The 19,710-nt window shown below is 60.7% G+C and carries 21 protein-coding genes and 3 pseudogenes; 13 read left to right on the forward strand and 11 right to left on the reverse strand.

From position 1 onward, the window contains the following. Positions 1 to 3: 3 nt before the first annotated feature. The 7 genes from ACXPVS_RS13715 to ACXPVS_RS13745 form a co-directional block, all read right to left on the reverse strand. Positions 4 to 366 carry a Na+/H+ antiporter subunit G gene (locus ACXPVS_RS13715; RefSeq protein ID WP_458510414.1) on the reverse strand — a complete coding sequence of 121 codons (363 nt, stop codon included), beginning with the start codon at positions 364 to 366 and terminating at the stop codon, positions 4 to 6. After that, entirely contained in the window at positions 363 to 641 is a 279-nt protein-coding gene (locus ACXPVS_RS13720) for a K+/H+ antiporter subunit F (RefSeq protein WP_458510415.1), read from the reverse strand. The genes ACXPVS_RS13715 and ACXPVS_RS13720 overlap by 4 nt, the downstream gene beginning before the upstream one ends. Next, positions 638 to 1,126 carry a Na+/H+ antiporter subunit E gene (locus tag ACXPVS_RS13725; RefSeq protein ID WP_458510416.1) on the reverse strand — a complete coding sequence of 163 codons (489 nt, stop codon included), beginning with the start codon at positions 1,124 to 1,126 and terminating at the stop codon, positions 638 to 640. Before ACXPVS_RS13725 ends, ACXPVS_RS13720 begins: the two co-directional genes overlap by 4 nt. Beyond that, positions 1,123 to 2,808, reverse strand: coding sequence for a monovalent cation/H+ antiporter subunit D (locus tag ACXPVS_RS13730; RefSeq protein ID WP_458510417.1), 1,686 nt, complete (start codon positions 2,806 to 2,808; stop codon positions 1,123 to 1,125). The genes ACXPVS_RS13725 and ACXPVS_RS13730 overlap by 4 nt, the downstream gene beginning before the upstream one ends. Beyond that, complete coding sequence (locus ACXPVS_RS13735; protein WP_348130662.1) at positions 2,805 to 3,149, reverse strand: Na+/H+ antiporter subunit C; 345 nt, start codon at positions 3,147 to 3,149, stop codon at positions 2,805 to 2,807. Before ACXPVS_RS13735 ends, ACXPVS_RS13730 begins: the two co-directional genes overlap by 4 nt. Then, positions 3,149 to 6,067 carry a monovalent cation/H+ antiporter subunit A gene (locus ACXPVS_RS13740; protein WP_458510418.1) on the reverse strand — a complete coding sequence of 973 codons (2,919 nt, stop codon included), beginning with the start codon at positions 6,065 to 6,067 and terminating at the stop codon, positions 3,149 to 3,151. Before ACXPVS_RS13740 ends, ACXPVS_RS13735 begins: the two co-directional genes overlap by 1 nt. A 153-nt stretch (positions 6,068 to 6,220) precedes the next feature. Further along, positions 6,221 to 7,225 (reverse strand): DMT family transporter, encoded by a 1,005-nt coding sequence (locus ACXPVS_RS13745; RefSeq protein ID WP_458510474.1) that lies wholly within the window; start codon positions 7,223 to 7,225, stop codon positions 6,221 to 6,223. Positions 7,226 to 7,240: 15 nt separating this feature from the next. Here ACXPVS_RS13745 and ACXPVS_RS13750 point away from each other — a divergent pair, with 15 nt between their 5' ends. From ACXPVS_RS13750 to ACXPVS_RS13760, 3 genes and pseudogenes are all read left to right on the forward strand, one after another. Beyond that, the gene (locus ACXPVS_RS13750; protein ID WP_458510419.1) at positions 7,241 to 7,804 is read left to right on the forward strand and encodes a helix-turn-helix domain-containing protein; all 564 of its coding nucleotides are present in this window, start codon (positions 7,241 to 7,243) and stop codon (positions 7,802 to 7,804) included. Positions 7,805 to 7,807: 3 nt separating this feature from the next. Next, positions 7,808 to 7,936: pseudogene (locus tag ACXPVS_RS13755) on the forward strand (SfnB family sulfur acquisition oxidoreductase); the annotation flags it as partial. A 159-nt stretch (positions 7,937 to 8,095) separates the two neighbouring features. Beyond that, positions 8,096 to 9,535, forward strand: a complete 1,440-nt coding sequence (locus ACXPVS_RS13760) for an FAD/NAD(P)-binding protein (RefSeq protein WP_458510420.1) — start codon at positions 8,096 to 8,098, stop codon at positions 9,533 to 9,535. A 176-nt stretch (positions 9,536 to 9,711) separates the two neighbouring features. On the opposite strand, the gene ppnN is transcribed toward ACXPVS_RS13760, so the two are convergent. Then, the gene (ppnN, locus tag ACXPVS_RS13765) at positions 9,712 to 11,085 is read right to left on the reverse strand and encodes a nucleotide 5'-monophosphate nucleosidase PpnN (protein ID WP_458510421.1); all 1,374 of its coding nucleotides are present in this window, start codon (positions 11,083 to 11,085) and stop codon (positions 9,712 to 9,714) included. 211 nt (positions 11,086 to 11,296) lie between these two features. Between ppnN and ACXPVS_RS13770 the strand changes: the two genes are divergently transcribed. The 3 genes and pseudogenes from ACXPVS_RS13770 to ACXPVS_RS13780 all read left to right on the forward strand — a co-directional run bounded on the left by ACXPVS_RS13770 (position 11,297) and on the right by ACXPVS_RS13780 (position 13,695). After that, entirely contained in the window at positions 11,297 to 11,824 is a 528-nt protein-coding gene (locus ACXPVS_RS13770) for a DUF3087 domain-containing protein (RefSeq protein ID WP_458510422.1), read from the forward strand. 75 nt (positions 11,825 to 11,899) lie between these two features. Next, positions 11,900 to 12,064, forward strand: a pseudogene (locus ACXPVS_RS13775) (transporter substrate-binding domain-containing protein); the annotation flags it as partial. A 53-nt stretch (positions 12,065 to 12,117) separates the two neighbouring features. Further along, complete coding sequence (locus ACXPVS_RS13780) at positions 12,118 to 13,695, forward strand: sensor domain-containing diguanylate cyclase (protein ID WP_458510423.1); 1,578 nt, start codon at positions 12,118 to 12,120, stop codon at positions 13,693 to 13,695. Between the two features lie 2 nt (positions 13,696 to 13,697). Here the strand turns inward: ACXPVS_RS13780 and ACXPVS_RS13785 are convergent. Together ACXPVS_RS13785 and ACXPVS_RS13790 are read right to left on the reverse strand one after the other, a co-directional pair. Beyond that, positions 13,698 to 13,847, reverse strand: a pseudogene (locus ACXPVS_RS13785) (LysR family transcriptional regulator); the annotation flags it as partial. Between the two features lie 17 nt (positions 13,848 to 13,864). Then, positions 13,865 to 14,239, reverse strand: coding sequence for a DUF2784 domain-containing protein (locus ACXPVS_RS13790; RefSeq protein ID WP_458510424.1), 375 nt, complete (start codon positions 14,237 to 14,239; stop codon positions 13,865 to 13,867). A gap of 256 nt (positions 14,240 to 14,495) precedes the next feature. Here ACXPVS_RS13790 and ACXPVS_RS13795 point away from each other — a divergent pair, with 256 nt between their 5' ends. From ACXPVS_RS13795 to ACXPVS_RS13815, 5 genes are all read left to right on the forward strand, one after another. Beyond that, positions 14,496 to 15,194 carry an AzlC family ABC transporter permease gene (locus ACXPVS_RS13795; protein WP_458510425.1) on the forward strand — a complete coding sequence of 233 codons (699 nt, stop codon included), beginning with the start codon at positions 14,496 to 14,498 and terminating at the stop codon, positions 15,192 to 15,194. Then, a complete protein-coding gene (locus tag ACXPVS_RS13800; protein ID WP_458510475.1) occupies positions 15,194 to 15,505 on the forward strand; it encodes an AzlD domain-containing protein in 312 nt (103 codons plus the stop codon). The genes ACXPVS_RS13795 and ACXPVS_RS13800 overlap by 1 nt, the downstream gene beginning before the upstream one ends. Before the next feature lie 60 nt (positions 15,506 to 15,565). Continuing rightward, positions 15,566 to 15,727, forward strand: a complete 162-nt coding sequence (locus tag ACXPVS_RS13805; RefSeq protein ID WP_008157331.1) for a hypothetical protein — start codon at positions 15,566 to 15,568, stop codon at positions 15,725 to 15,727. Positions 15,728 to 15,937: 210 nt separating this feature from the next. Further along, entirely contained in the window at positions 15,938 to 16,837 is a 900-nt protein-coding gene (locus ACXPVS_RS13810; RefSeq protein ID WP_458510426.1) for a polysaccharide deacetylase family protein, read from the forward strand. Positions 16,838 to 16,956: 119 nt separating this feature from the next. Beyond that, positions 16,957 to 17,199, forward strand: coding sequence for a DUF1652 domain-containing protein (locus ACXPVS_RS13815; RefSeq protein WP_458510427.1), 243 nt, complete (start codon positions 16,957 to 16,959; stop codon positions 17,197 to 17,199). 27 nt (positions 17,200 to 17,226) lie between these two features. Here the strand turns inward: ACXPVS_RS13815 and ACXPVS_RS13820 are convergent, their stop codons facing one another. Continuing rightward, positions 17,227 to 18,111 carry a LysR family transcriptional regulator gene (locus tag ACXPVS_RS13820; protein ID WP_458510428.1) on the reverse strand — a complete coding sequence of 295 codons (885 nt, stop codon included), beginning with the start codon at positions 18,109 to 18,111 and terminating at the stop codon, positions 17,227 to 17,229. A gap of 127 nt (positions 18,112 to 18,238) precedes the next feature. On the opposite strand from ACXPVS_RS13820, the gene ACXPVS_RS13825 reads away from it, so the two are divergent. After that, positions 18,239 to 19,387, forward strand: coding sequence for a muconate cycloisomerase family protein (locus ACXPVS_RS13825; protein WP_458510429.1), 1,149 nt, complete (start codon positions 18,239 to 18,241; stop codon positions 19,385 to 19,387). A 10-nt stretch (positions 19,388 to 19,397) separates the two neighbouring features. Further along, the gene (catC, locus tag ACXPVS_RS13830; RefSeq protein ID WP_458510430.1) at positions 19,398 to 19,688 is read left to right on the forward strand and encodes a muconolactone Delta-isomerase; all 291 of its coding nucleotides are present in this window, start codon (positions 19,398 to 19,400) and stop codon (positions 19,686 to 19,688) included. Positions 19,689 to 19,710 lie beyond the last annotated feature (22 nt).

The following is a 19,710-nucleotide window of genomic DNA, read 5'->3' on the forward strand; positions in this document are numbered from 1 at the left end:
CGCCTAACTCCCGTTTTCCGTGCGCCGACTGCTCACCTCGGCCGGCACATCATCTCCCGCCATGCGCTTGCGAAACAGCGCCGCCCGCGCTAGCAACAGCGTGGTCACCGGCACCGTCAGTGACAACAGAATCGGAATCAACCAGGCATGCAAAACCGGCCCGGACTTGAGCGCCGAAAAGTAAATGATCGAGGCCAGCGCCACGCACCAGGCACCCAATGTCGACGCCAGCGCCGGCGGGTGCATGCGCTGGAAAAAATCCTTCATCCGCACCAGGCCAATGGCGCCGATCAGTGCAAACACACTGCCGAACACCAGCAGGATCGCCACCGGAACTTCCACCCACAGAGACAGTTCCGCGCTCATTCGATCACCTCGCCACGCAGCAGGAATTTCGCCAGGGCAAACGAGCCGACGAAACCGAACAACGCAATCAGTAGCGCTGCCTCGAAGTAAGTGTCACTGGCATAACGAATGCCCAGCGTCAGCATCATCAGCATTGCGATGATGTACAGGTAATCCAGCGCCAGAACCCGGTCCTGGGCCGACGGCCCCTTGAACAGCCGGATCAGGGTCAGCAGCATCGCCAGCGAAAAGATGAACAGGCTCAGCAGGATCGCGTTCGACAGCAAGTCGCTCATTCGAAGATCTCCATCAAGCGGCGCTCGTAGGTCGCCTTGAAGTGCTGGATGAACAGCGTTTCGTCATTCAGATCGAAGATATGCAGCAGCAGAATGCTGCGGTCCAGTGCCAGCTCCGACCACACGGTGCCGGGAATCACCGTGCAGATCATCGACAACGCGGCCAGGCCATTGGCATCACGCAAGTCCAGCGGCACCTTGATGAAGCGCGAACGCGGTGGACGACGACCGGCGTTGAGCACACTCCAGGCTACGGCGAGGTTGGACACCACCACATCGCGCCCGACAAGAAAGAACAAACCTACAATCACGCCCGGCCGACGAATACGAATCGGCAGTGGCCGCAGCTTGCGCATCATCAACGGTGCGCAGAACCCCAGCACCGCGCCCAGCAGCAGATTGCCGGGGCTCATCGACAGGTTCAGCACCAGCCACAGCAACCACAGGGCCAGCGACAACCAGGGCGCAGGAAACAGACGCTTCATGGCGTGACCTCCACTACTGCGGCTCTGGCTTCCGGGCTTGGAATCGCACGGGTACCGAGCACCGCCATCACGTATTGCTGTGGGTTGTTCAAGGCTTGGGCGGCCGCCTGGGTGTAGCGCAGCAGCGGTTCAGCCTTGAAGGTCAGCGCTATGCTCAAGCCGAGCAACGCAATGATCGGCACGCATTCGAAAGGTCGCAGCAACGGCGACGGCCGCTCTTGGGGTGTCCAGAAGCGCTGGATGCCCAAACGCGAGAAGGCAATCAGCGACGCCAGGCCGGAGAGAATCAGCAGCGCGAGCAAGCCCCATGCGGCGTTCGAAATCGGCCCATCGCTGCCAGTGCCCAGGCCCAGCGGATTGAGCAGGGCGCTGAGCAAGCCCAGTTTGCCAATGAATCCCGAGAGCGGTGGCATGCCGATGATCAGCAGTGAGCAGGCAATGAAACTCAACCCAAGGAACGCCATGGTCCAGGGAATCACCTGGCCGACCACGGCTTTCTGTTCGTCATCGAGGTTGATGCCTTTGGGCGGCTGCAACGATTCCATCGGACGTGGAAGCAGGTCGCCGTCATCGAACAACGGCATTTCATTGGCCGAACGCGAACGCTCGATCAACTCGGCCAACTGGAACAACGCGCTCAACGCCAGGGTCGAGCTGACCAAGTAGAACAGCGCCGCGCCGATCAGGTTCGGCTGGGCGAAACCGATGGCCGACAGCAGAATCCCGGCCGACACCAGAATACTCAGGCTGGCCAGGCGCTCCAGTCGTTGTGCGGCGAGAATCGCCACAGCGGCGCAGACGATGGTCGCCATGCCGCCGTAGATCAGCCAGTCGCCGCCAAAGTACGCCGACGCCCCTGCCTGGCCGGAAAACAGCAAGGTCCACAGACGCAGCAAGGTATAGACGCCGACCTTGGTCATGATCGCGAACATAGCCGCCACCGGCGCGCTCGCCGCGCTATAGGCCGGCACCAGCCAGAAGTTCAGCGGCCACATCCCGGCCTTGGCCAGGAACGCCACGGCCAGAATCCCGGCGCCGGCATGCAGCAGGCCGCGATCGGCTTCGGGCACCAGCGGAATTTTCAGCGCCAGGTCGGCCATGTTCAGGGTGCCGGTGACGCCGTAGATCAGCGCCGCGCCGATCAAAAACAGTGACGAGGCCAGCAGGTTGATCGAGATGTAATGCAGCCCCGACGACACCCGCGCCCGACCCGAACCGTGGAGCATCAGGCCGTAAGAAGCCGCCAGCAATACTTCGAAGAATACAAACAGGTTGAACAGGTCAGCGGTCAGGAACGCGCCATACAGGCCCATCATCTGAATCTGGAACAGCGCGTGGAAGCTCGAACCGGCGCCGTCCCAGCGGGCCATGGCGAACAGCAGGGCGCTGACGCCGATGATCCCGGTCAGTACCAGCATCAGCGCCGACAGACGATCGACCACCAGCACGAGACCGAACGGCGCCTGCCAGTTGCCCGGAAGGTACACGCCGATGGCGCCGGGGACGCCCGTCTCCTGAGTCCATTGCAATAACAGCACGGCAATGCCCAACCCCACCAGGCTGGAAAACAGGTTGATCTTGGCCTTCAGCGGACGGTGTCTTTCCCCCAGCATCAACATGACGGCAGCGGTCAGCAGCGGCAGCAGAATCGGTGCAGCGATCAGGTGCGGCATCAGATTCATTCTTTAGGCTCCCGGCCATCCACATGGTCGGTGCCGGTCAGGCCCCGGGAGGCCAGCAGCACCACCAGAAACAGCGCGGTCATGGCGAAGCTGATCACGATGGCGGTCAGCACCAGCGCTTGCGGCAGCGGGTCGGTGTAGTGCAGCAGATCTTGCGGTACGCCGTCCTTGATGATCGGCTCCTTGCCGATAAACAGGCTGCCCATGCTGAAAATGAACAGATTGACGCCATAGGACAGCAGGCACAGGCCCATCACCACTTGAAACGTCCGTGGTCGCAGGATCAGCCAGACCCCGGACGCGGCCAACACGCCGATGGCGACTGCGATGACTTCTTCCATCAGACGGCTCCTTGAGTGGCGACGGATCTGGGCAGGGCAGCGGTCTTGTGACCCCGTACCGATTGGTGAGCAAGCGCGGTGAGGATCAACAGGGTCGAACCGACCACCACGGCGTACACGCCAATGTCGAAAAACAGTGCACTGGCGATGTGAATGTCACCGAACACCGGCAGTTCGAAATGCCAGGTGTGGGTGGTCAGGAATGGGTAACCGACCGCCATCGCCCCGAGGCCGGTAACCGTGGCGAACAGCAACCCGGTGCCCATCCAGCGCAGCGGTCGCAGGCTCATCTGCGCCTCGACCCACTGGGTGCCAGCGACCATGTATTGAAGAATGAACGCGACCGACATCACCAGACCTGCGACAAAGCCGCCGCCTGGTTGATTGTGGCCGCGCATGAACAGGTAGACCGACACCACACACGCGATCGGCAGCAGCAGGCGAACCAGCACCGCCGGCACCATCATGAAGCCGAGCGCGGTATCGCTGGCGTGACGCGGGTTGACCAAATCAGTCACCACGTCCGGTGCCAGCAGACGTTGCTGGGCTGGCAACTGCAGGCTTTCTTTTGGCGGACGGAAGCGTCGCAGCAGGGCGAATACGGTCAGGGCCACGGCCACCAGCACGGTAATTTCACCGAGGGTGTCAAAGCCGCGGAAGTCCACCAGCATCACGTTGACCACGTTGCTGCCACCGCCTTCGGGCAGCGCACGGCTGAGGTAGAACGAGGAAATATCGTTCGGGGTCTGGCGCGTCAGCATTGCGTAGGCCAGCAACGCCATGCCGCCACCGACCACGGTCGACAGCAGCAAGTCGCGGAGACGGCGGATGCGTGCCTTGCGCAGGCTGCTCGGCAACGGCGACACCTCTTCGATTCGTCGAGGTAGCCAGCGCAGACCGAGGAGGATCAACACGGTCGTCACCACCTCCACCGCCAATTGCGTCAGCGCCAGGTCCGGTGCCGAGAACCAGACGAAGGTGATGCAGGTCATCAGGCCGCAGACGCTGACCATGGTCAGGGCCGCGAGACGGTGATACTTGGCCTGCCATGCCGCGCCGAGGGCGCAGGCAATCGCCAGCAGCCAGAGGGTCACGAACACCATCGAACCCGCAATCCTCGGCCGGTCGCCCCAGCTCAGGCCGCTGTGGAGCATCGGGATCAACCCGGCCAACACGGCCGCCAGCACCACCAGGAACAATTGGGTTTGCAGGCGCTTGGTGCTGATCCGCCGCTCGAGACGACGGGCCAGGCGCATCATGATCACCAGGCTGCGCTCGAACAGGCGCTTGCCGTTGAACCGGCCAATGATCGGCGGGTACTTGAAACGCCCGTGTTTGAGCTGATTGCGCAAGAGCAGATAAAGCACGATGCCGCAGGCCATGGCGATCAGGCTCATGATCATCGGCGCGTTCCAGCCGTGCCAGATCGCCAGGCTGTATTCAGGCAAGGTGCCACCCACCACTGGCAGGGCCGCCGCGGCCAACACCGGGCCGACCACCTGCGCCGGGAAAATCCCCACGACCAGGCAGGCGAATACCAACAACTCCACCGGCGCGCGCATCCAGCGTGGCGGCTCGTGTGGGGTGTGCGGCAAGTCGGTGGCGGTCGGGCCGAAGAACACGTCGACGGTAAAACGCAGCGAGTAGGCGACGCTGAAGGTACCGGCGATGGTCGCGACGATGGGCAGCGTCATCTCGATCCAGGCCGTGGCATTGATGAACACTGTTTCGGCGAAGAACATCTCTTTGGAGAGGAAGCCGTTGAGCAGCGGCACACCGGCCATGGACGCGCTGGCGACCATGGCCAGAGTGGCCGTGAACGGGATCAGCTTGATCAGGCCGCTGAGTTTGCGAATGTCCCGGGTGCCGCTTTCGTGGTCGATGATCCCGGCGGCCATGAACAGCGAAGCCTTGAACGTGGCGTGGTTGAGAATGTGGAACACCGCGGCCACAGCGGCCAGCGGACTGTTCAGGCCCAGCAGCAGGGTGATCAGGCCCAGGTGGCTGATGGTCGAGTAGGCCAGCAAACCTTTAAGGTCGCTCTGAAACATCGCGCAATACGCACCGAGCAGCAGGGTGCAGGCACCGGCGCCGCTGACGATGTAGAACCATTCTTCACTGCCGGACAGCGACGGCCACAGCCGTGCGAGGAGAAAGACCCCGGCCTTGACCATGGTTGCCGAGTGCAGATAGGCCGAGACCGGTGTCGGCGCCGCCATGGCGTGGGGCAGCCAGAAGTGGAAGGGGAATTGCGCGCTTTTGCTCAGGGCGCCGATCAGGATCAGGGGTAGCAGAATTGGGTAGAGGGCGTGTGCGCGAATCAGATTGCCGGCGGCCAGGACTGTGTCCAGGTCATAGCTGCCGACCACATGGCCGAGCAGCATGACCCCCGCCAATAGACACAAACCGCCTGCGCCGGTGACCATCAGCGCCATATATGCACCGCGTCGCGCATCGGCGCGGTGGTGCCAGTAACCGATCAACAGGAATGAAAAGAGACTGGTCAGCTCCCAGAAAAACACGATCTGGATCAGGTTGCCGGAGATCACCAGTCCAAGCATGGCCCCCATGAACGCCAGGAAAAACGCGAAGAACCGTGGCACAGGATCGTCCGGCGACATGTAGTAGCGGGCGTACAACGAAACCAGCGTGCCGATACCCAGCACCAGCATCGAGAATAGCCAGGCGAACCCGTCCATGCGCAGGACGAAGTTCAAGCCCAGGCTGGGCAACCAGAAAAATTCTTCGCGGATCACCCCGCCATCGGCGATGTGCGGGTACAGCAGTGCGACCTGTACGGTGCCTATCAAGGCAACCAGACCCGCCAACAAAGATTCGGTGTTACGCGCATTGTGCGGCAGCAAGGCTGCCAGACAGCTGCCGATAAAAGGCAGAAGTAGTAGAACTATCAGGGACATAGGCTTCTAATCTGCGGAAGTTTGTAAAGCATCATACGTGCCAGTTCCCGGATCACCAAACGCCAAGCTGTCGCAGAGTTCTACGAGGTAGACGGAAAATTCCTATTTTTCATTGTTTCCAAGCTATCTATCAGGCGCCGCAATCACTGCGGCTTAACCTTGTGTTTCCCGCCCCAACTCTTCCTCAGCCGTAGCAGCCTTACCCTTGGTCTTCAACTCACTGACAATCACCGCCGCCACAATCAACCCCGCACCCACCAGCGCAATCGCCGGCAACCGCTCACCCGCGATCCGCCCGACAATCCCGGCCCACACCGGCTCACCGGCATAAATCAGTGTTGCCCGGGTCGGCGAAACACTCTTCTGCGCCCAATTCATCGCCACTTGAATCGCCGCACTGGCCGCGCCCAAGCCCAACGCGCTGAATAACAGCAGCAAGGAAAAGTCCTGAATCCTTTCCTGAGTCGGCACCACCATCAAAAATGCCAGCGCCGAGGTGACCGCCAATTGCACCACCGTCACCCGTCGCACATCGACCTGGCCGGCATAGGTGCTGATCAGAATGATCTCCGCCGCAATCGCCACGGCGCTGATCAACGTGGCGATTTCACCCGGGCTGAAATTGAGCGACGCGCCGGCAGGTCCTGACAGCAACATCAACCCGGTAAACGCCAACATGATCCCGATGCTCGGCATCAACCCCGGACGCCGCCCCAGCACCAGCCATTGCAGCAGCGGCACGAAGGGCACGTACAACGCAGTAATAAACGCCGACTGACTGCTGGGAATGCTCTGCAACCCGACGGTCTGCAATCCATAGCCAAGCATGATCGCCACGCCGATAAAGGCCCCAGCCTTAAGTTCGAACAGCGTCAGATCCCGCAGATGACGCCAGGAAAACAGCGCAACAATGATCGCCGCCGCGGCAAAACGCAGACCGACGAAAAACATTGGCCCGCTGACGGTCATCGCATGTTGCACCAGCAAGAAGGTGCCACCCCAGACCATGGTGATCAGCACCAGCACGCACTCGGCCTTGCTGAACCGCGAGAAACGGGAGGAAGTTTGAGGGGTATTCACCGACGTCATGACCTTGCGCGCTACCTGAGGGGGACGCACAATGCGCCGAATGTTGCGCAGTATACTGCCCAGCCCCATCAAGTGAGCAATATAGTGCACAAAGATTCTACGCCGCGGGCTTCGGTCCTCCAGCACGTCAGCCAGAACGTTCGACGCTTGCGCCACGCCGCCGACATGAGTCAGGCGACTCTGGCGCAAAGGTCCGGGGTCAGCCGCCGGATGCTGGTGGCCATCGAGGCCGGCGAAAAGAACGTCAGCCTGACCACCCTCGACCGCGTGGCCGAAGCGTTGGACGTAGCGTTCAGCGACCTGATCCAGGCCCCGGATGCACGCGACCCGAGCCGCATCAACGAAGTAGCCTGGGCCGGGACGATTCCTGGCAGCAAAGCCGTTTTATTGTCCAAAGCCTCCGCCATCCGTGAGGTGGAACAATGGGAATGGTGCCTGCAACCGGGGGAAATTTACCCGTCGCAACCGGACGCCGAGGGCTGGAGTGAGCAGATCTATGTGTTCGAAGGCTGCCTGACGCTGGTGCTGGGTGATGCATCACATGAGATCGCTGCCGGCGAGTTCTACATGTTCGCCAGCAATCAGCCCCACGCCTATCGCAACGATGGGTTGGCGGCGACGCGGTTTGTGCGAAACGTGGTGATCTAACTGATTGCGTCCGCTGCTGACTCGACCCTCGGCCAGATCCCGCAAAACCGGTTCGGCAACGCTTTCTCCGAATCAAAAAGTAAAAATGCCGGAGCCTTTGAAGCCTGTGTCCGTTTCGATAAAGACACCGCGCGCAACCTGCGCCTGCCTGGCTATCCGATTCCATCCTGCACGTCGGCGGTAGGCGGGGTATGGTGTGCTCGCCATCGGTCGGGCGGAACCTTTCGTGGGTTTGGCGCCTATTATCGTCCAGGCTCTTTTTGAGATGAAACATTGATCAGTGAGAACGCCATGACTCAAACCCAAAGCGGACAGGCCAACGACGCCATCCGCCACGCGGACATCCTGATCGTCGGCGGAGGCCTCAGCGGTGCAATGCTGGCAGCGCAGTTGCTGCACCTGCCGGGCAAACGCCAGGTGCTGGTGATCGAACCCCGCGCCGAGCTGGGACGGGGCGAGGCGTACAGCGCGGTCGAATTAGGCCATACGCTCAACGGCAATGCGGCGCGGATGAGCGTCGACCCGGACAACGCCGACGACCTGACCCAATGGCTGACCGATTACATCGCGGCCGGCGGCTGGCCGGAGTCTGACGAACAACATGTGCCGGTCAGCGAATTGTTCCCGCCTCGGGGGATTTTCGGCCTGTACGTCCAGCAGCGCCTGGCTCAGGCGCAAGCGGTGGGGGCGCTGAACGGGTCAACGGTGGAGCATGTGCGGGCTGAGGTGGTTGACCTGCAAATGCGCGACGCTGCTGTGTTGCTGACCTTGAGCGACGGGCAACACTTGCAGGGCGCTTATGCGGTGTTGGCCACGGGAATGTTTCCCGCTGCGCGTACGGCACAGACCGAGTCCAGCGGCTTGAACGCCTTCGCGCTTGATCCGTGGGACGTCGCGGCCATGCAGCAGCTCGATCCGCAGTCGACCGTGCTGATCATCGGTTCGGGCCTGACCATGGTCGATGCCGTGGTGTCGCTGGAACAGGCCGGGCATCGCGGGCCGATCGAAGTGTTTTCCCGGCATGGCTTGCTGCCTCACGTGCGTCGGCAACCTCCGGCCTGGGCAGACTTTCTCGCAGAGGACCAAAAAATTCGCACACCGCGACAACTGGTGCGCGAACTGCGTCGGCATTGCCGGGACGCCATCGCTCAAGGCATCGATTGGCAGGCGCCACTCGACACCGTGCGGGCGCACATCGGCCGCTTGTGGAATCAGGCGACGGACGTGCAACGTCGGCAGTTCGTGCGGCATGTGCGGCCGTGGTGGGAAAGTCATCACCACCGCTCGCCGCCGTTGAGTGCCGAACGGGTGGAGCGGCTGCACAAGGAAGGCCGATTGCGGATTCAGGCGGCGTCGTTCAAAGGGCTGGAGCCTTCAGCGGACGCAGCCGTGAGCATCCGCATTCGGCGTCGGGGTGAAGCAGAAACTACCATTGTCAGCGGCGCGGCATTGATCAACTCCAGCGGCATCGAGTATGACTGGCGCCGGGTCGCTCGACCGCTGCCACAACAACTGCTGGCGCGCGGACTTGTCCGGCCGGGGCCGTTGGCGCTGGGGATTGCGGCGGCGGTCGATGGCGCGGTGTTGGGCGCCGATGAACACGTCGCCAGCCGTCTGTTCGCCATGGGTCCACCGTTGCGCGGCATGTGGTGGGAAAGCACGGCGGTGACTGACGTGGCGAGCCAGGCCAAGGCGCTCGCCGCTCGCCTCACAACAACGCCGCCCCTGTAGCCGCCGCTATTACTAAGAAACCCCGGGGAGATCGGATCTCCCCGGGGTTTCTTGTTTCGGGCGGCGCAAAGTCGTTGATCAATAACGCTGATACTTCGAACCGAACTCAGGGCGGTTTTCAGCGACGTAGAGTTTGCTCGCTTGGCTGTCTTTGTGATCAATGACCTCTAGCCGAGTTACGCCACCACTTGATAACACGGCACATACGCCGCGCCACCTGGCAGTTTCATCCGGTGCTGGGCGACGAAGGCCTTCAGCAGTTGATCCAGCGGTTGCATCACCGCGGCATCGCCACGGATCTGGTACGGCCCACGTTCTTCGATCAGGCGGATGCCCTTGTCCTTGACGTTGCCGGCGACGATGCCGGAGAACGCGCGGCGCAGGTTGGCGGCCAGTTCGTGGGCCGGCAGGTTGCGGCTCAGTTTCAGGTTGGCCATGTTTTCGTGGGTTGGATCGAACGGGCGCTGGAGGCCTTCGTCGATCTTCAGCAGCCAGTTGAAGTGGAACGCGTCATTGCGCTCGCGGCGGAACTGTTTGACCGCCTTGAGGCCTTGAGTCATTTGACGCGCGACTTCGGCCGGGTCATCGATGATGATCTCGTAGTGCTGCTTCGCCGTCTCACCCAGCGTGGCACCGACAAACGCGTCCAGTTGCTCCAGATACGGCGCGGCATTTTTCGGTCCGGTGAGGACCACGGGGAAGGGCAGGCCAGCATTGTCCGGGTGCATCAGGATGCCGAGCAGGTACAGAAACTCTTCGGCCGTGCCGGCGCCGCCCGGGAAAATGATGATGCCGTGGCCGACACGGACGAAGGCTTCCAGACGTTTTTCGATGTCCGGCAGGATCACCAGTTCGTTGACGATCGGGTTGGGCGCTTCGGCGGCGATGATGCCCGGCTCGGTCAAGCCGAGATAGCGGCCGCCGTGGATACGCTGTTTGGCGTGGGCGATGGTCGCGCCTTTCATCGGGCCTTTCATCACACCAGGACCGCAACCGGTGCAAATGTCGAGGCTGCGCAGGCCCAGTTCGTGGCCGACTTTCTTGGTGTATTTGTATTCTTCGGTGTTGATCGAGTGGCCACCCCAGCACACCACGATCTTCGGCTCGACGCCGGGACGCAGGGTGCGGGCGTTGCGCAGCAGGTGGAACACGTAGTCGCTGATGCCTTGGGAGGTGCTCAGGTCGATGCGTTGGGCGTCGAGTTCGTTTTCGGTGTAGACGATGTCGCGCAGGGCGCTGAAGAGCATTTCGCGGGTGCTGGCGATCATTTCGCCGTCAACGAAGGCGTCGGCCGGGGCGTTCAGCAGTTCCAGGCGTACGCCGCGGTCCTGCTGGTGAATGCGGATTTCGAAGTCCTTGTAGGCTTCGAGGATGGTTTTGGCGTTATCGACATGGGCGCCGGTATTGAGGATGGCCAGGGCGCACTGGCGGAATAAGGTGTAGGTGCTGCCGGATCCGGCTTCGCTCAGTTGCTGTACTTCACGTTGAGAAAGGGTTTCCAGGCTGCCTTTTGGGCTGACCGAGGCGTTGATTACTTGTCGTTGGGTCATTCAATGATCCTTAAAACGATGCCGTTCATACAGGCAAATGGCATCCGAATAGTATGTATCCATGAAAGAAGATGGCACGAACTGCGCTGTATCGCCATTTCCCCGTTTGATGATGAAAAGATGAAATGGAGCCCCAGCATAGCTAAATCCCCTGCAGAGGCGATAATGCCCCGCAGCCTTTTTAGCCATGCCCTCAAGGAACCCCGTCGCGATGTTCGAAATCCAGCCGCAGAACCCCGAACGCTATCGAAGCCAGACGCGACGCAGCACGATAATCATAGCCTTGATATTCCTGGCCCTGGCGATGGTATTGTCCAGCACGGCGGTGGCGTTGTTCGGCGAACCCGGTGGCGACAATCTGCGATTTAACGTCGGCGGCGTGTTTGTGTCGGTGCTGCTGATGGCCGCGCTGATGCGCGGCACGTTCTGGACCCAGCCATGGATGGCCCCGGCGGTTTACGGCTGGCAGCTCAAGCGCAGCCTGATGAGCATCACCAACGTCATGCATCAGGTGACGGCGGCGGTGGAGAAGGAGGATCCGACGGCCATGAAGCTGTTGCGTTTCTACCATCTGGGGCTGAGCCAGATGCACGAGCTGGACGGCAACTCCAGTGATCACAGCCAATTGACCCGCGAGATGGATCAGCACAAGGCGCGGATGGAAGCGCTGGGCATCGAGACGGCTCAGACGCAACTGAATCCCGCCTGGATCGATGGCGTGAAGCAGAACTCGAAATAAAATGGAACGGGCGAAATCCTGCCGTTGGCCGATCGCACAATCCATGCGTGCCATCACGCAACAACGGCTGGGCCATGGCCATCAGGCAGCTGGGACGGCATGAACCCGGCGCTGCTGGCGCGCAAGTTCGACGCGGTGGCGTCGTCAATGACCGTGACGCCCAAGCGTCTGGAGCAGATGGCGTTCACCGACAAGGTTTCCAATGCACCGGCCCGGTTGCTCGTCAAGCGTGGATCGGGCCCAAAAAGGGCGAACGGGAAGATTCGCCCCGTGGTCAGGATTCAAGGAGCGTCATGGGTCATCCGTCCGTTAACGATCGAATTGAACAATCCCGCCATGGCGTGCCCAGGGTCGCCGAGCAAGCCGGGGTACCTCTCAAGGTTCGCTCTGCGGTGATTCTGCTGGTCGCGGTGTGTCTGTCCATGACGGCTATCGTGATTTGGGAAACCTGGAACTCGCGCCAGCTCCATCTGCACGACAAAGAAGTGGCGATGTCCAACCTTGCCCAGACCTTGGCCTCGCAAGCGCAGGCGTCGATCAAGCAGGCTGATACGCTGCTGTTTACCTTGGTGGACCGCCTCGAAAACGACGGTTTCGACCAGGCCCGGGCACCCCGGCTGGAGCGTTTGCTCAGTGCCCAGCGCGGTGAACTGAGTCAGATCCATGGCTTGTTTGTCTATGATGAAGATGGGCGCTGGGTTGCCAATTCCAACGGCGCCGTCCTGCCCAATGCCAATAATGCCGACCGCGAATATTTCATTTTCCATCGTGATCATCCCGATCGAAGGCCTCACATTGGCCCTTCGATCAAGAGCCGTTCGAGCGGTGAATGGGTCATGACGGTTTCCCGTCGGATCAATCACCCGGATGGCAGCTTTGCCGGCGTGGCGCTGGCAAGCATCTATCTCAGCCACTTCCTTGCGCTCTACGACAGCATCGACATCGGCCGTAACGGCGTAATCAATCTGATCGCCGCCGACGCCACCATCGTCGTTCGCCGGCCGTTCAAAGAAACTGAAATCGGCATCAGCGTCGCCAAGGGGGCGCTGTTCACGCAGCTGTTGCCCAAGGGCAGTTCGGGCACGGCAACGGTCACCTCCTATGTGGATGGCGTCGAGCGTGTGGTCGGTTTTCGCAGGGTCGACGGTTATCCGCTGATCATCTTTGCGGCGCTGAATAAAGATGAAGTCCTGGCACCCTGGCGTAAGGAGGTACTGTTGAGTGCCAGCATCGTCTCGTTGTTCCTGGTGTTTCTGGGTGTCCTCGGTTATCGCCTCATTCGCCTCATGAAACAGCAGAATCATGTGCAGAACGCATTGCTCGATGCGCAAGAAAAACTCATCGAGGTCAATCGCAGCCTTGAGTTGCTGGCGCTGGAGGATGCATTGACCGGGCTGTCCAACCGGCGTCAGTTCGATCTGTTCATCCTCGCCGAAATGGGCCGCGCCCGGCGTAACCAGACCCACCTCGCGCTGCTGATGATCGATGTCGATCACTTCAAGAGCTTCAATGATCTTTACGGCCATGTGGCCGGCGATGAGTGTTTACGCAACATCAGCACGATCATCAGGGACAACATCCAGCGCCCCGGCGACCTGGCTGCCCGCTATGGCGGCGAAGAGTTTGCGGTGGTACTGCCCGGGACCGACTACGTGGGAGCGTTTCTGGTGGCGGAAAAAGTCCGCCGAGCGGTTCAGCAGGCCGGCATCCAACACAGTGAGGGGGCGGGAGGCACGGTGACGGTCAGCCTGGGGGTCGCCGCTTACAATCCGGCGTCACAAGCCCAGCCCAACGACCTGGTGGGGGCCGCGGACAAGGCGCTCTACGTGGCCAAGGCCAGCGGCCGGAACATGAGCGTCATTGCCAACTGAATTCAAACAAACGGGTCACTGCCCTGAACCCGTTGGGTGGACAGGTACGATTGCTTGAGCTTTTTCAGTCACCAGCCCAAGGCGCGGCCGTCATGATCGCCACGCCAGCCGGCATACACGATATTCGGCTCACGCGGATCGGCCAATGGTCTGAATCCTCGAATCGGGTTCAGGTTGCCCGACGTAACTTCCATAGCCTGATCAACCGAAGGTAGACCAGTACATTGATCGCCAGCAGCACGCTGCCCAGTCCCAGCTGAATCGCCGGTGTCAGGCCCGCCGGGTAAATGACCGGCCACACGTACTGCTCGATGAAACCGCCGCCATAACCGGTTTGCCCGGCCGCGTTGCGCATGAGGTTTTCCCACTGCGTCAGCGGGCAGGTCAGGTGGAAGACTTCCACCGACACGCCCCACGCAGCCGCAGGCAGGTGCCACCAGATCAAGGGGCGCCATTTGAGCACCAGCAGCCCGCCGAACAGCACGAACAGAATGAACAACAGGTGGAACAGGACTAGCCCGTCGGCGGCGACTCGGTAAAGCATGTCGACTCCCTGACGCGTTATGCGAATCGTTCCATGGTACTCGGGCTGGTTGCTGGCGCTCTATCGATTGTTTACGGTTCAGCGTTGCGGGCATGAGGAGGCAACAGGCAGGGCCGACCTGTGTGCGATTACTGTAGTGAATCAAGCGCGCAGTCGATGAATGGAACAAGTGCACGGCACAAGTTCGCAAGATTGTTCAAGTCAGCGGCCACAACTGCTGGCACAGTCTGAGGTCTTTCCCTGGTTGAAGAGCGTTATGTCCAATTCACTCATGCCGCGCAGTGCCTTTCTTCGCGGCGCTGCAGCGATCATGCCGTTGTCCCTGGCCACCGCGCCGTGGGGGCTGCTGGCTGGCTCCATGGCCATCGAGGCCAATCTCACGCCCCTGCAAGGCCAGGGTTTGTCGAGCATCGTATTCGCCGGTGCCGCGCAATTGGTGGCGATCGGCATGCTCAAGGGCGGTGCCGGGATTTTTTCGATTCTGCTGACCACATTGCTGCTGACCTCCCAACATTTGCTGTACGGGATGAGCATGCGTTCGGTGATTTCACCGTTGCCGGGCCGCTGGCGTGTGGGGCTCGGGTTTTTGCTCACCGACGAGCTGTTCGCCCTGACCAGTGCGCACGACAAACAACAGTTCAACCGCTGGTACGCGTTGGGTGTCGGCCTGACGTTTTACATCGCCTGGAACCTCTTCACCCTGGCCGGCATCGTGCTGGGCAGCAGCATTCCGGGGCTGGAACATCTGGGGTTGGACTTCTCGATCGCGGCGACCTTTATCGCCCTGATCACCCCGGTGGTGCGGAACGTGCCGACCGTAGTGTGCGTGGCGGTGTCGCTGTTCTGCTCGGTACTGTTCAGCTACTGGCAATGGGGCTCGGCGCTGGTGCTGTCGGGGTTGGCGGGCATGACCGCTGGCTTTATCTGCAACAAATTCTACGGTGAACGCACATGATGGTCTGGACGGTAATTTTAGGCATGGGGCTATTGGTGTTCCTCAACCGCTATGTGTTTCTGGAGCCGCGGCTGCCCGTGCGTTTGAGCAGTAATGCGCGCCAGTTCCTGGGTTTTGCGGTGCCTGGCATGCTGACGGCGATCTGTGGGCCGATCGTGTTCATGCCGGACAAGCAACTGAATCTGCAGTGGGATAACCCTTACCTGATCAGTTCGCTGGTGGCCGTGGGGCTGGTGCTTTACACCCGCAATACCTTGCTCAGCATGTTGTTGAGCATGGGGTTTTTCTTTTTGCTGCGTTGGTGGCGCTAAGTCGTTCCCGTCGAAATTGTTCTACGCTTAAAGGGGACCCCTACAGGAAGAGAGGTGAGCATGGCTAATGATCCGAAGCGTCCGTACCCGGATGAAGATGTGGATGACGAACCCACGGAAGAAGAGATTGAGCGACAGAGGCGCTCGACGCCGGACTGGAAGCACCCCGACGACGGTAAAGAGCTGTCAGATCGCGACCAGGAACGTCCGTTGAAGCCTTGACCGTGCGGCACCTACAAAAAGCCCCGCACTATCCATGGCCTTGAGGTAACCCAGCACAGGGGCTCGCCGGGCAGCACTGGAACCAAACACTGTGTACCCTTATCCAACCTCGCTCGGCCTGCAGCGACCTGCGGGCTGACGAAAGATGAACGGGCGAAGATTTTTGCCCTTTGACGTGCCGGACCATAACAGTGCGGCCCAAGGCAAAACATGAAACAGCGGTTCAAGGTTCTCTCTGCACTCATCATCGCCACCGGCCTGGTTGGGTGCATCGCTTCTCCTATCGAAATGACGCCGCAGACCGAGCAGCGTCTGAGCGCGCAACCGCCGATCCGTTTTCTGCTGACCTTCGACGACGGTCCCAGCGCTTCGAGTTTCTGGAATCCGACGATGACGGTGCTCGACAGTTTGGCCACTAACCCGGTGCAACCGAACCTCAAAGCGGTGTTCTTCGTGCAGACCCGTGCCTCACGGGCGGGCGGCAGTGAAATAGGACGCCAAGTCATGCACCGCGAACAGGCCGAAGGTCAGATCCTGGGCTTCCACACGGCCACGTCCGGGCACTCGAATCATCGCTCCCTGGACCCGCAAGAATTGGAACAGTCCCTCACCAGCGGCAGCGCTGATATTGCCGCGATTACCGGGGCGCTACCGACCCTGGTGCGCCCGCCATTCTGGAACTACGACAAGCGCACTTTCGCGGCCTATCAGCAACACGGCATGCACGTGCTGTTGACCGACCTGAGTGCCAATGACGGCAAGATCTGGGGCTTCAACGCCAGTCCCCGGCGGCGGTCCCACTTCGTGCGCACAATGTCCGAAGTGCGCGAGCGCATCGCCCTCGGCGAGTTACCGGTGGTGGACGGGGTGATTCCGGTGGTGGTGACCTTCCACGACCTCAATCGCTACACCGCGCGGCATACTCGCGAATACCTGCAAATCCTTCTCGACAGCGCGCAGGCGACCGGTGTGAAAACCGCACAGAAGCCGTTTTACGACGACACCGCAGCGCTGCAACGGGCCGCCATGGCGCGTACCGTTCGCGACAGTTTTCAACCGGTTAAATTACCGGGGCTCTGGAATCGGATTTGGGGTGGGGACGCTCACTGACATGTCGCCAAAGTGAGAAACAGTTAACACTTATTCTGAGCATTGGCGGGCGCAGGATTGGAAAAGCGCATCTATGCTGAGCAAGTTGGATCCGATTAACTGCCACGGAGGCGCCAGTCATGGTTTCAGTTCCTGAGCTTTGCCGCATCGTTGAGTCCGGTTTTCAACCGCTTTCCTGTGCCTGCGCGGAGAATCCGGACGGAACGTTACGGATCAAGGTCTACGAACCCGCCACCGGGCGAATTGATCTGTTGATTACCGGAGTATCACCCGAGCGGCTGACCAGCGTTCGCGATATCTCCAATCTGATTGGCGAGTTGCGCATCGAGATGCGCGCCGGTCGTCGGGCGTTTGCCGGTTGAAGTGGATCTATGTAGCAGGCACTCGGGTCAGGCCCGTGGCTGCAGTTCGTCAATCATCTGCAAGCAATGATTCAACCCCGGCGATACGTCGCCCACGCGTCGGCTGAGAATAATCGGCGAGGTGGCGTTATCTTCCAGCAGTGGCGTGAAACCAATGTCGTCGCGGTGCAGCAATTGCACCGAGGCCGGCACCAGGGTGACGCCGATTCCCGCTCCCACCAGACCGATAGCTGTTTGCAGCTCGTTGGTCCATTGCGCCACGTGGATGCTCACGCCATAGGATTCGAATAACGCGATCACATGGTCGGCGTAGCTCGGGCGAGGGTTGCCGGGGTACAGCACAAAAGGTTCTTTCGCCAGTTCGCGAAGGCTGATTGGCCCGGCCAGTAATGGGTGCCCGGCGGGGAGGGCGGCGACCAGTCGATCTTCGGTCAAAACAGTCTGGGTGATCGCCGGGTCGTCGATGCGGATTCGCCCGAAACCGATATCGATGCGCCCGGCCTTGAGCGCCTGCACTTGCTGCAACGTGGTCATTTCCGAGAGCCCCAGTTCAAGCTCCAGGGGCTCGCCGCTGCGCAAACGGCGAATCAGTTCCGGCAGCACGCCGTAAAGCGTCGACGGGGCAAAACCGATGCCCAGCCAGGTTTTTTCGCCCAGACCGATCCGTCGCGTGTTGTCGCACACCTTGTTCAGTTGCTCGAGCAGGGCGGTGGAGTGCTCATGGAAAAACCGCCCCGCATCGGTCAGCTTCAGCGGTCGCCCGCGTTCCAGCAACAACACCCCGAGTTCATCCTCCAGTTGCTGCATCTGCCGGCTCAGGGGTGGCTGGGCGATGTGCAGCCGTTCGGCGGCACGGGTGAAATTGAGGGTTTGAGCCAATACCTGAAAATACCGCAGGTGACGCAGTTCCATGGGGCCTCCAGATGCACGTCGGTTACATACCTTAAAGGTATCAAGTCAGACCAATTCTATATTGGCTTCCCGAAAAAAGCCGTACCAGAATCGGTTCCAGAACTTTAAGAACCTGACAGGTATCGACATGCGTGCAACAGCCATTGAATCGATCGAGACGATCATCGTCGATCTGCCGACCATCCGCCCGCACAAGCTGGCGATGCACACCCTGCAGAACCAGACCCTGGTGATCATTCGCGTGCGCTGCGCCGATGGCATCGAAGGCATTGGTGAGTCGACCACCATCGGTGGCCTGGCCTATGGCAACGAAAGTCCTGACAGCATCAAGACCAACATCGACAAACACTTCGCGCCGCTGTTGCTGGGCCAGGACAGCGCCAATGTGAATGCCGCGATGTTGTGCCTGGAGCGCAGCATTCGCGGCAACACCTTCGCTAAATCAGGTATCGAAACCGCCTTGCTCGACGCTCAGGGCAAACGCCTTGGGCTGCCGGTCAGCGAGTTGCTGGGCGGCCGCGTTCGCGATGCCCTGCCAGTGGCGTGGACCCTGGCCAGTGGCGACACCGACAACGACATCGCCGAAGCGGAAAAAATGCTCGATCTGCGCCGCCACCGGATTTTCAAACTGAAAATTGGTGCCGGCGAAGTCAACCGCGACCTGGCTCACGTTATTGCAATCAAGAACGCCCTGGGCGACCGCGCCAGCGTGCGGGTCGATGTCAATCAGGCCTGGGATGAAGCGGTCGCACTGCGCGCCTGCCGGATCCTGGGCACCCACGGCATCGACCTGATCGAACAGCCGATCTCGCGCAATAACCGCGCCGGCATGGCGCGCCTTAACGCCATGAGCCCTGCGCCGATCATGGCTGACGAATCCATCGAATGCGTGGAAGACGCCTTCAACCTGGCCCGTGAAGGCGCAGCCTCGGTGTTCGCCCTGAAGATCGCCAAGAATGGCGGCCCGCGTGCCGTGCTGCGAACCGCAGCCATCGCCGAAGCCGCCGGTATCGGCCTGTATGGCGGCACCATGCTCGAAGGTGGCATCGGCACCCTGGCCTCGGCCCATGCTTTTGTCACGCTGAACAAACTGGCGTGGGACACCGAGCTGTTCGGCCCGTTGCTGCTGACTGAAGACATTCTCAGCGAGCCGCTGGACTATCGCGATTTTGAGTTGCACGTGCCGAAAACGCCGGGGCTGGGGCTGAACCTCGATGAAGAACGTCTGGCGTTCTTCCGTCGTGACAAAACGTCAACTGCCATTCATCAAGCCTGAGGAGAGCATTATGCTGTTCCACGTAAAAATGACCGTGAACCTGCCGGTCGATATGAATCCGCAAGCAGCCGCCAAATTGAAGGCTGACGAAAAAGCCCTGGCCCAGCGCCTGCAAGAGCAAGGCAAGTGGCGTCACCTGTGGCGCATCGCCGGGCACTATGCCAATTACAGCGTTTTCGACGTCGACAGTGTGCAGGAACTGCACGACCTGCTCATGCAATTGCCGCTGTTTCCGTACATGGCTATCGAGATCGACGCGATATGCCGGCATCCTTCTTCCATCCGCGAGGATGACCGCTGAACCCAGCCTGTTCAGTTCGCTA

This window comes from Pseudomonas sp. Ma2-10 (genome assembly GCF_054330215.1).

Bases quoted from the DNA above. Each gene is read 5' to 3' on its own strand.
- ACXPVS_RS13735 (WP_348130662.1), bottom strand. From the start codon at position 3,149: ATGGAAGAAGTCATCGCAGTCGCCATCGGCGTGTTGGCCGCGTCCGGG.
- ACXPVS_RS13720 (WP_458510415.1), bottom strand. From the start codon at position 641: ATGAGCGACTTGCTGTCGAACGCGATCCTGCTGAGCCTGTTCATCTTT.
- ACXPVS_RS13740 (WP_458510418.1), bottom strand. From the start codon at position 6,067: ATGTCCCTGATAGTTCTACTACTTCTGCCTTTTATCGGCAGCTGTCTG.
- catC (WP_458510430.1), top strand. From the start codon at position 19,398: ATGCTGTTCCACGTAAAAATGACCGTGAACCTGCCGGTCGATATGAAT.
- ACXPVS_RS13810 (WP_458510426.1), top strand. From the start codon at position 15,938: ATGAAACAGCGGTTCAAGGTTCTCTCTGCACTCATCATCGCCACCGGC.
- ACXPVS_RS13825 (WP_458510429.1), top strand. From the start codon at position 18,239: ATGCGTGCAACAGCCATTGAATCGATCGAGACGATCATCGTCGATCTG.
- ACXPVS_RS13730 (WP_458510417.1), bottom strand. From the start codon at position 2,808: ATGAATCTGATGCCGCACCTGATCGCTGCACCGATTCTGCTGCCGCTG.
- ACXPVS_RS13815 (WP_458510427.1), top strand. From the start codon at position 16,957: ATGGTTTCAGTTCCTGAGCTTTGCCGCATCGTTGAGTCCGGTTTTCAA.
- ACXPVS_RS13805 (WP_008157331.1), top strand. From the start codon at position 15,566: ATGGCTAATGATCCGAAGCGTCCGTACCCGGATGAAGATGTGGATGAC.
- ACXPVS_RS13800 (WP_458510475.1), top strand. From the start codon at position 15,194: ATGGTCTGGACGGTAATTTTAGGCATGGGGCTATTGGTGTTCCTCAAC.
- ACXPVS_RS13725 (WP_458510416.1), bottom strand. From the start codon at position 1,126: ATGAAGCGTCTGTTTCCTGCGCCCTGGTTGTCGCTGGCCCTGTGGTTG.
- ACXPVS_RS13760 (WP_458510420.1), top strand. From the start codon at position 8,096: ATGACTCAAACCCAAAGCGGACAGGCCAACGACGCCATCCGCCACGCG.
- ACXPVS_RS13820 (WP_458510428.1), bottom strand. From the start codon at position 18,111: ATGGAACTGCGTCACCTGCGGTATTTTCAGGTATTGGCTCAAACCCTC.
- ACXPVS_RS13780 (WP_458510423.1), top strand. From the start codon at position 12,118: ATGGGTCATCCGTCCGTTAACGATCGAATTGAACAATCCCGCCATGGC.
- ACXPVS_RS13795 (WP_458510425.1), top strand. From the start codon at position 14,496: ATGTCCAATTCACTCATGCCGCGCAGTGCCTTTCTTCGCGGCGCTGCA.
- ppnN (WP_458510421.1), bottom strand. From the start codon at position 11,085: ATGACCCAACGACAAGTAATCAACGCCTCGGTCAGCCCAAAAGGCAGC.
- ACXPVS_RS13745 (WP_458510474.1), bottom strand. From the start codon at position 7,225: ATGGGGCTGGGCAGTATACTGCGCAACATTCGGCGCATTGTGCGTCCC.
- ACXPVS_RS13715 (WP_458510414.1), bottom strand. From the start codon at position 366: ATGAGCGCGGAACTGTCTCTGTGGGTGGAAGTTCCGGTGGCGATCCTG.
- ACXPVS_RS13770 (WP_458510422.1), top strand. From the start codon at position 11,297: ATGTTCGAAATCCAGCCGCAGAACCCCGAACGCTATCGAAGCCAGACG.
- ACXPVS_RS13790 (WP_458510424.1), bottom strand. From the start codon at position 14,239: ATGCTTTACCGAGTCGCCGCCGACGGGCTAGTCCTGTTCCACCTGTTG.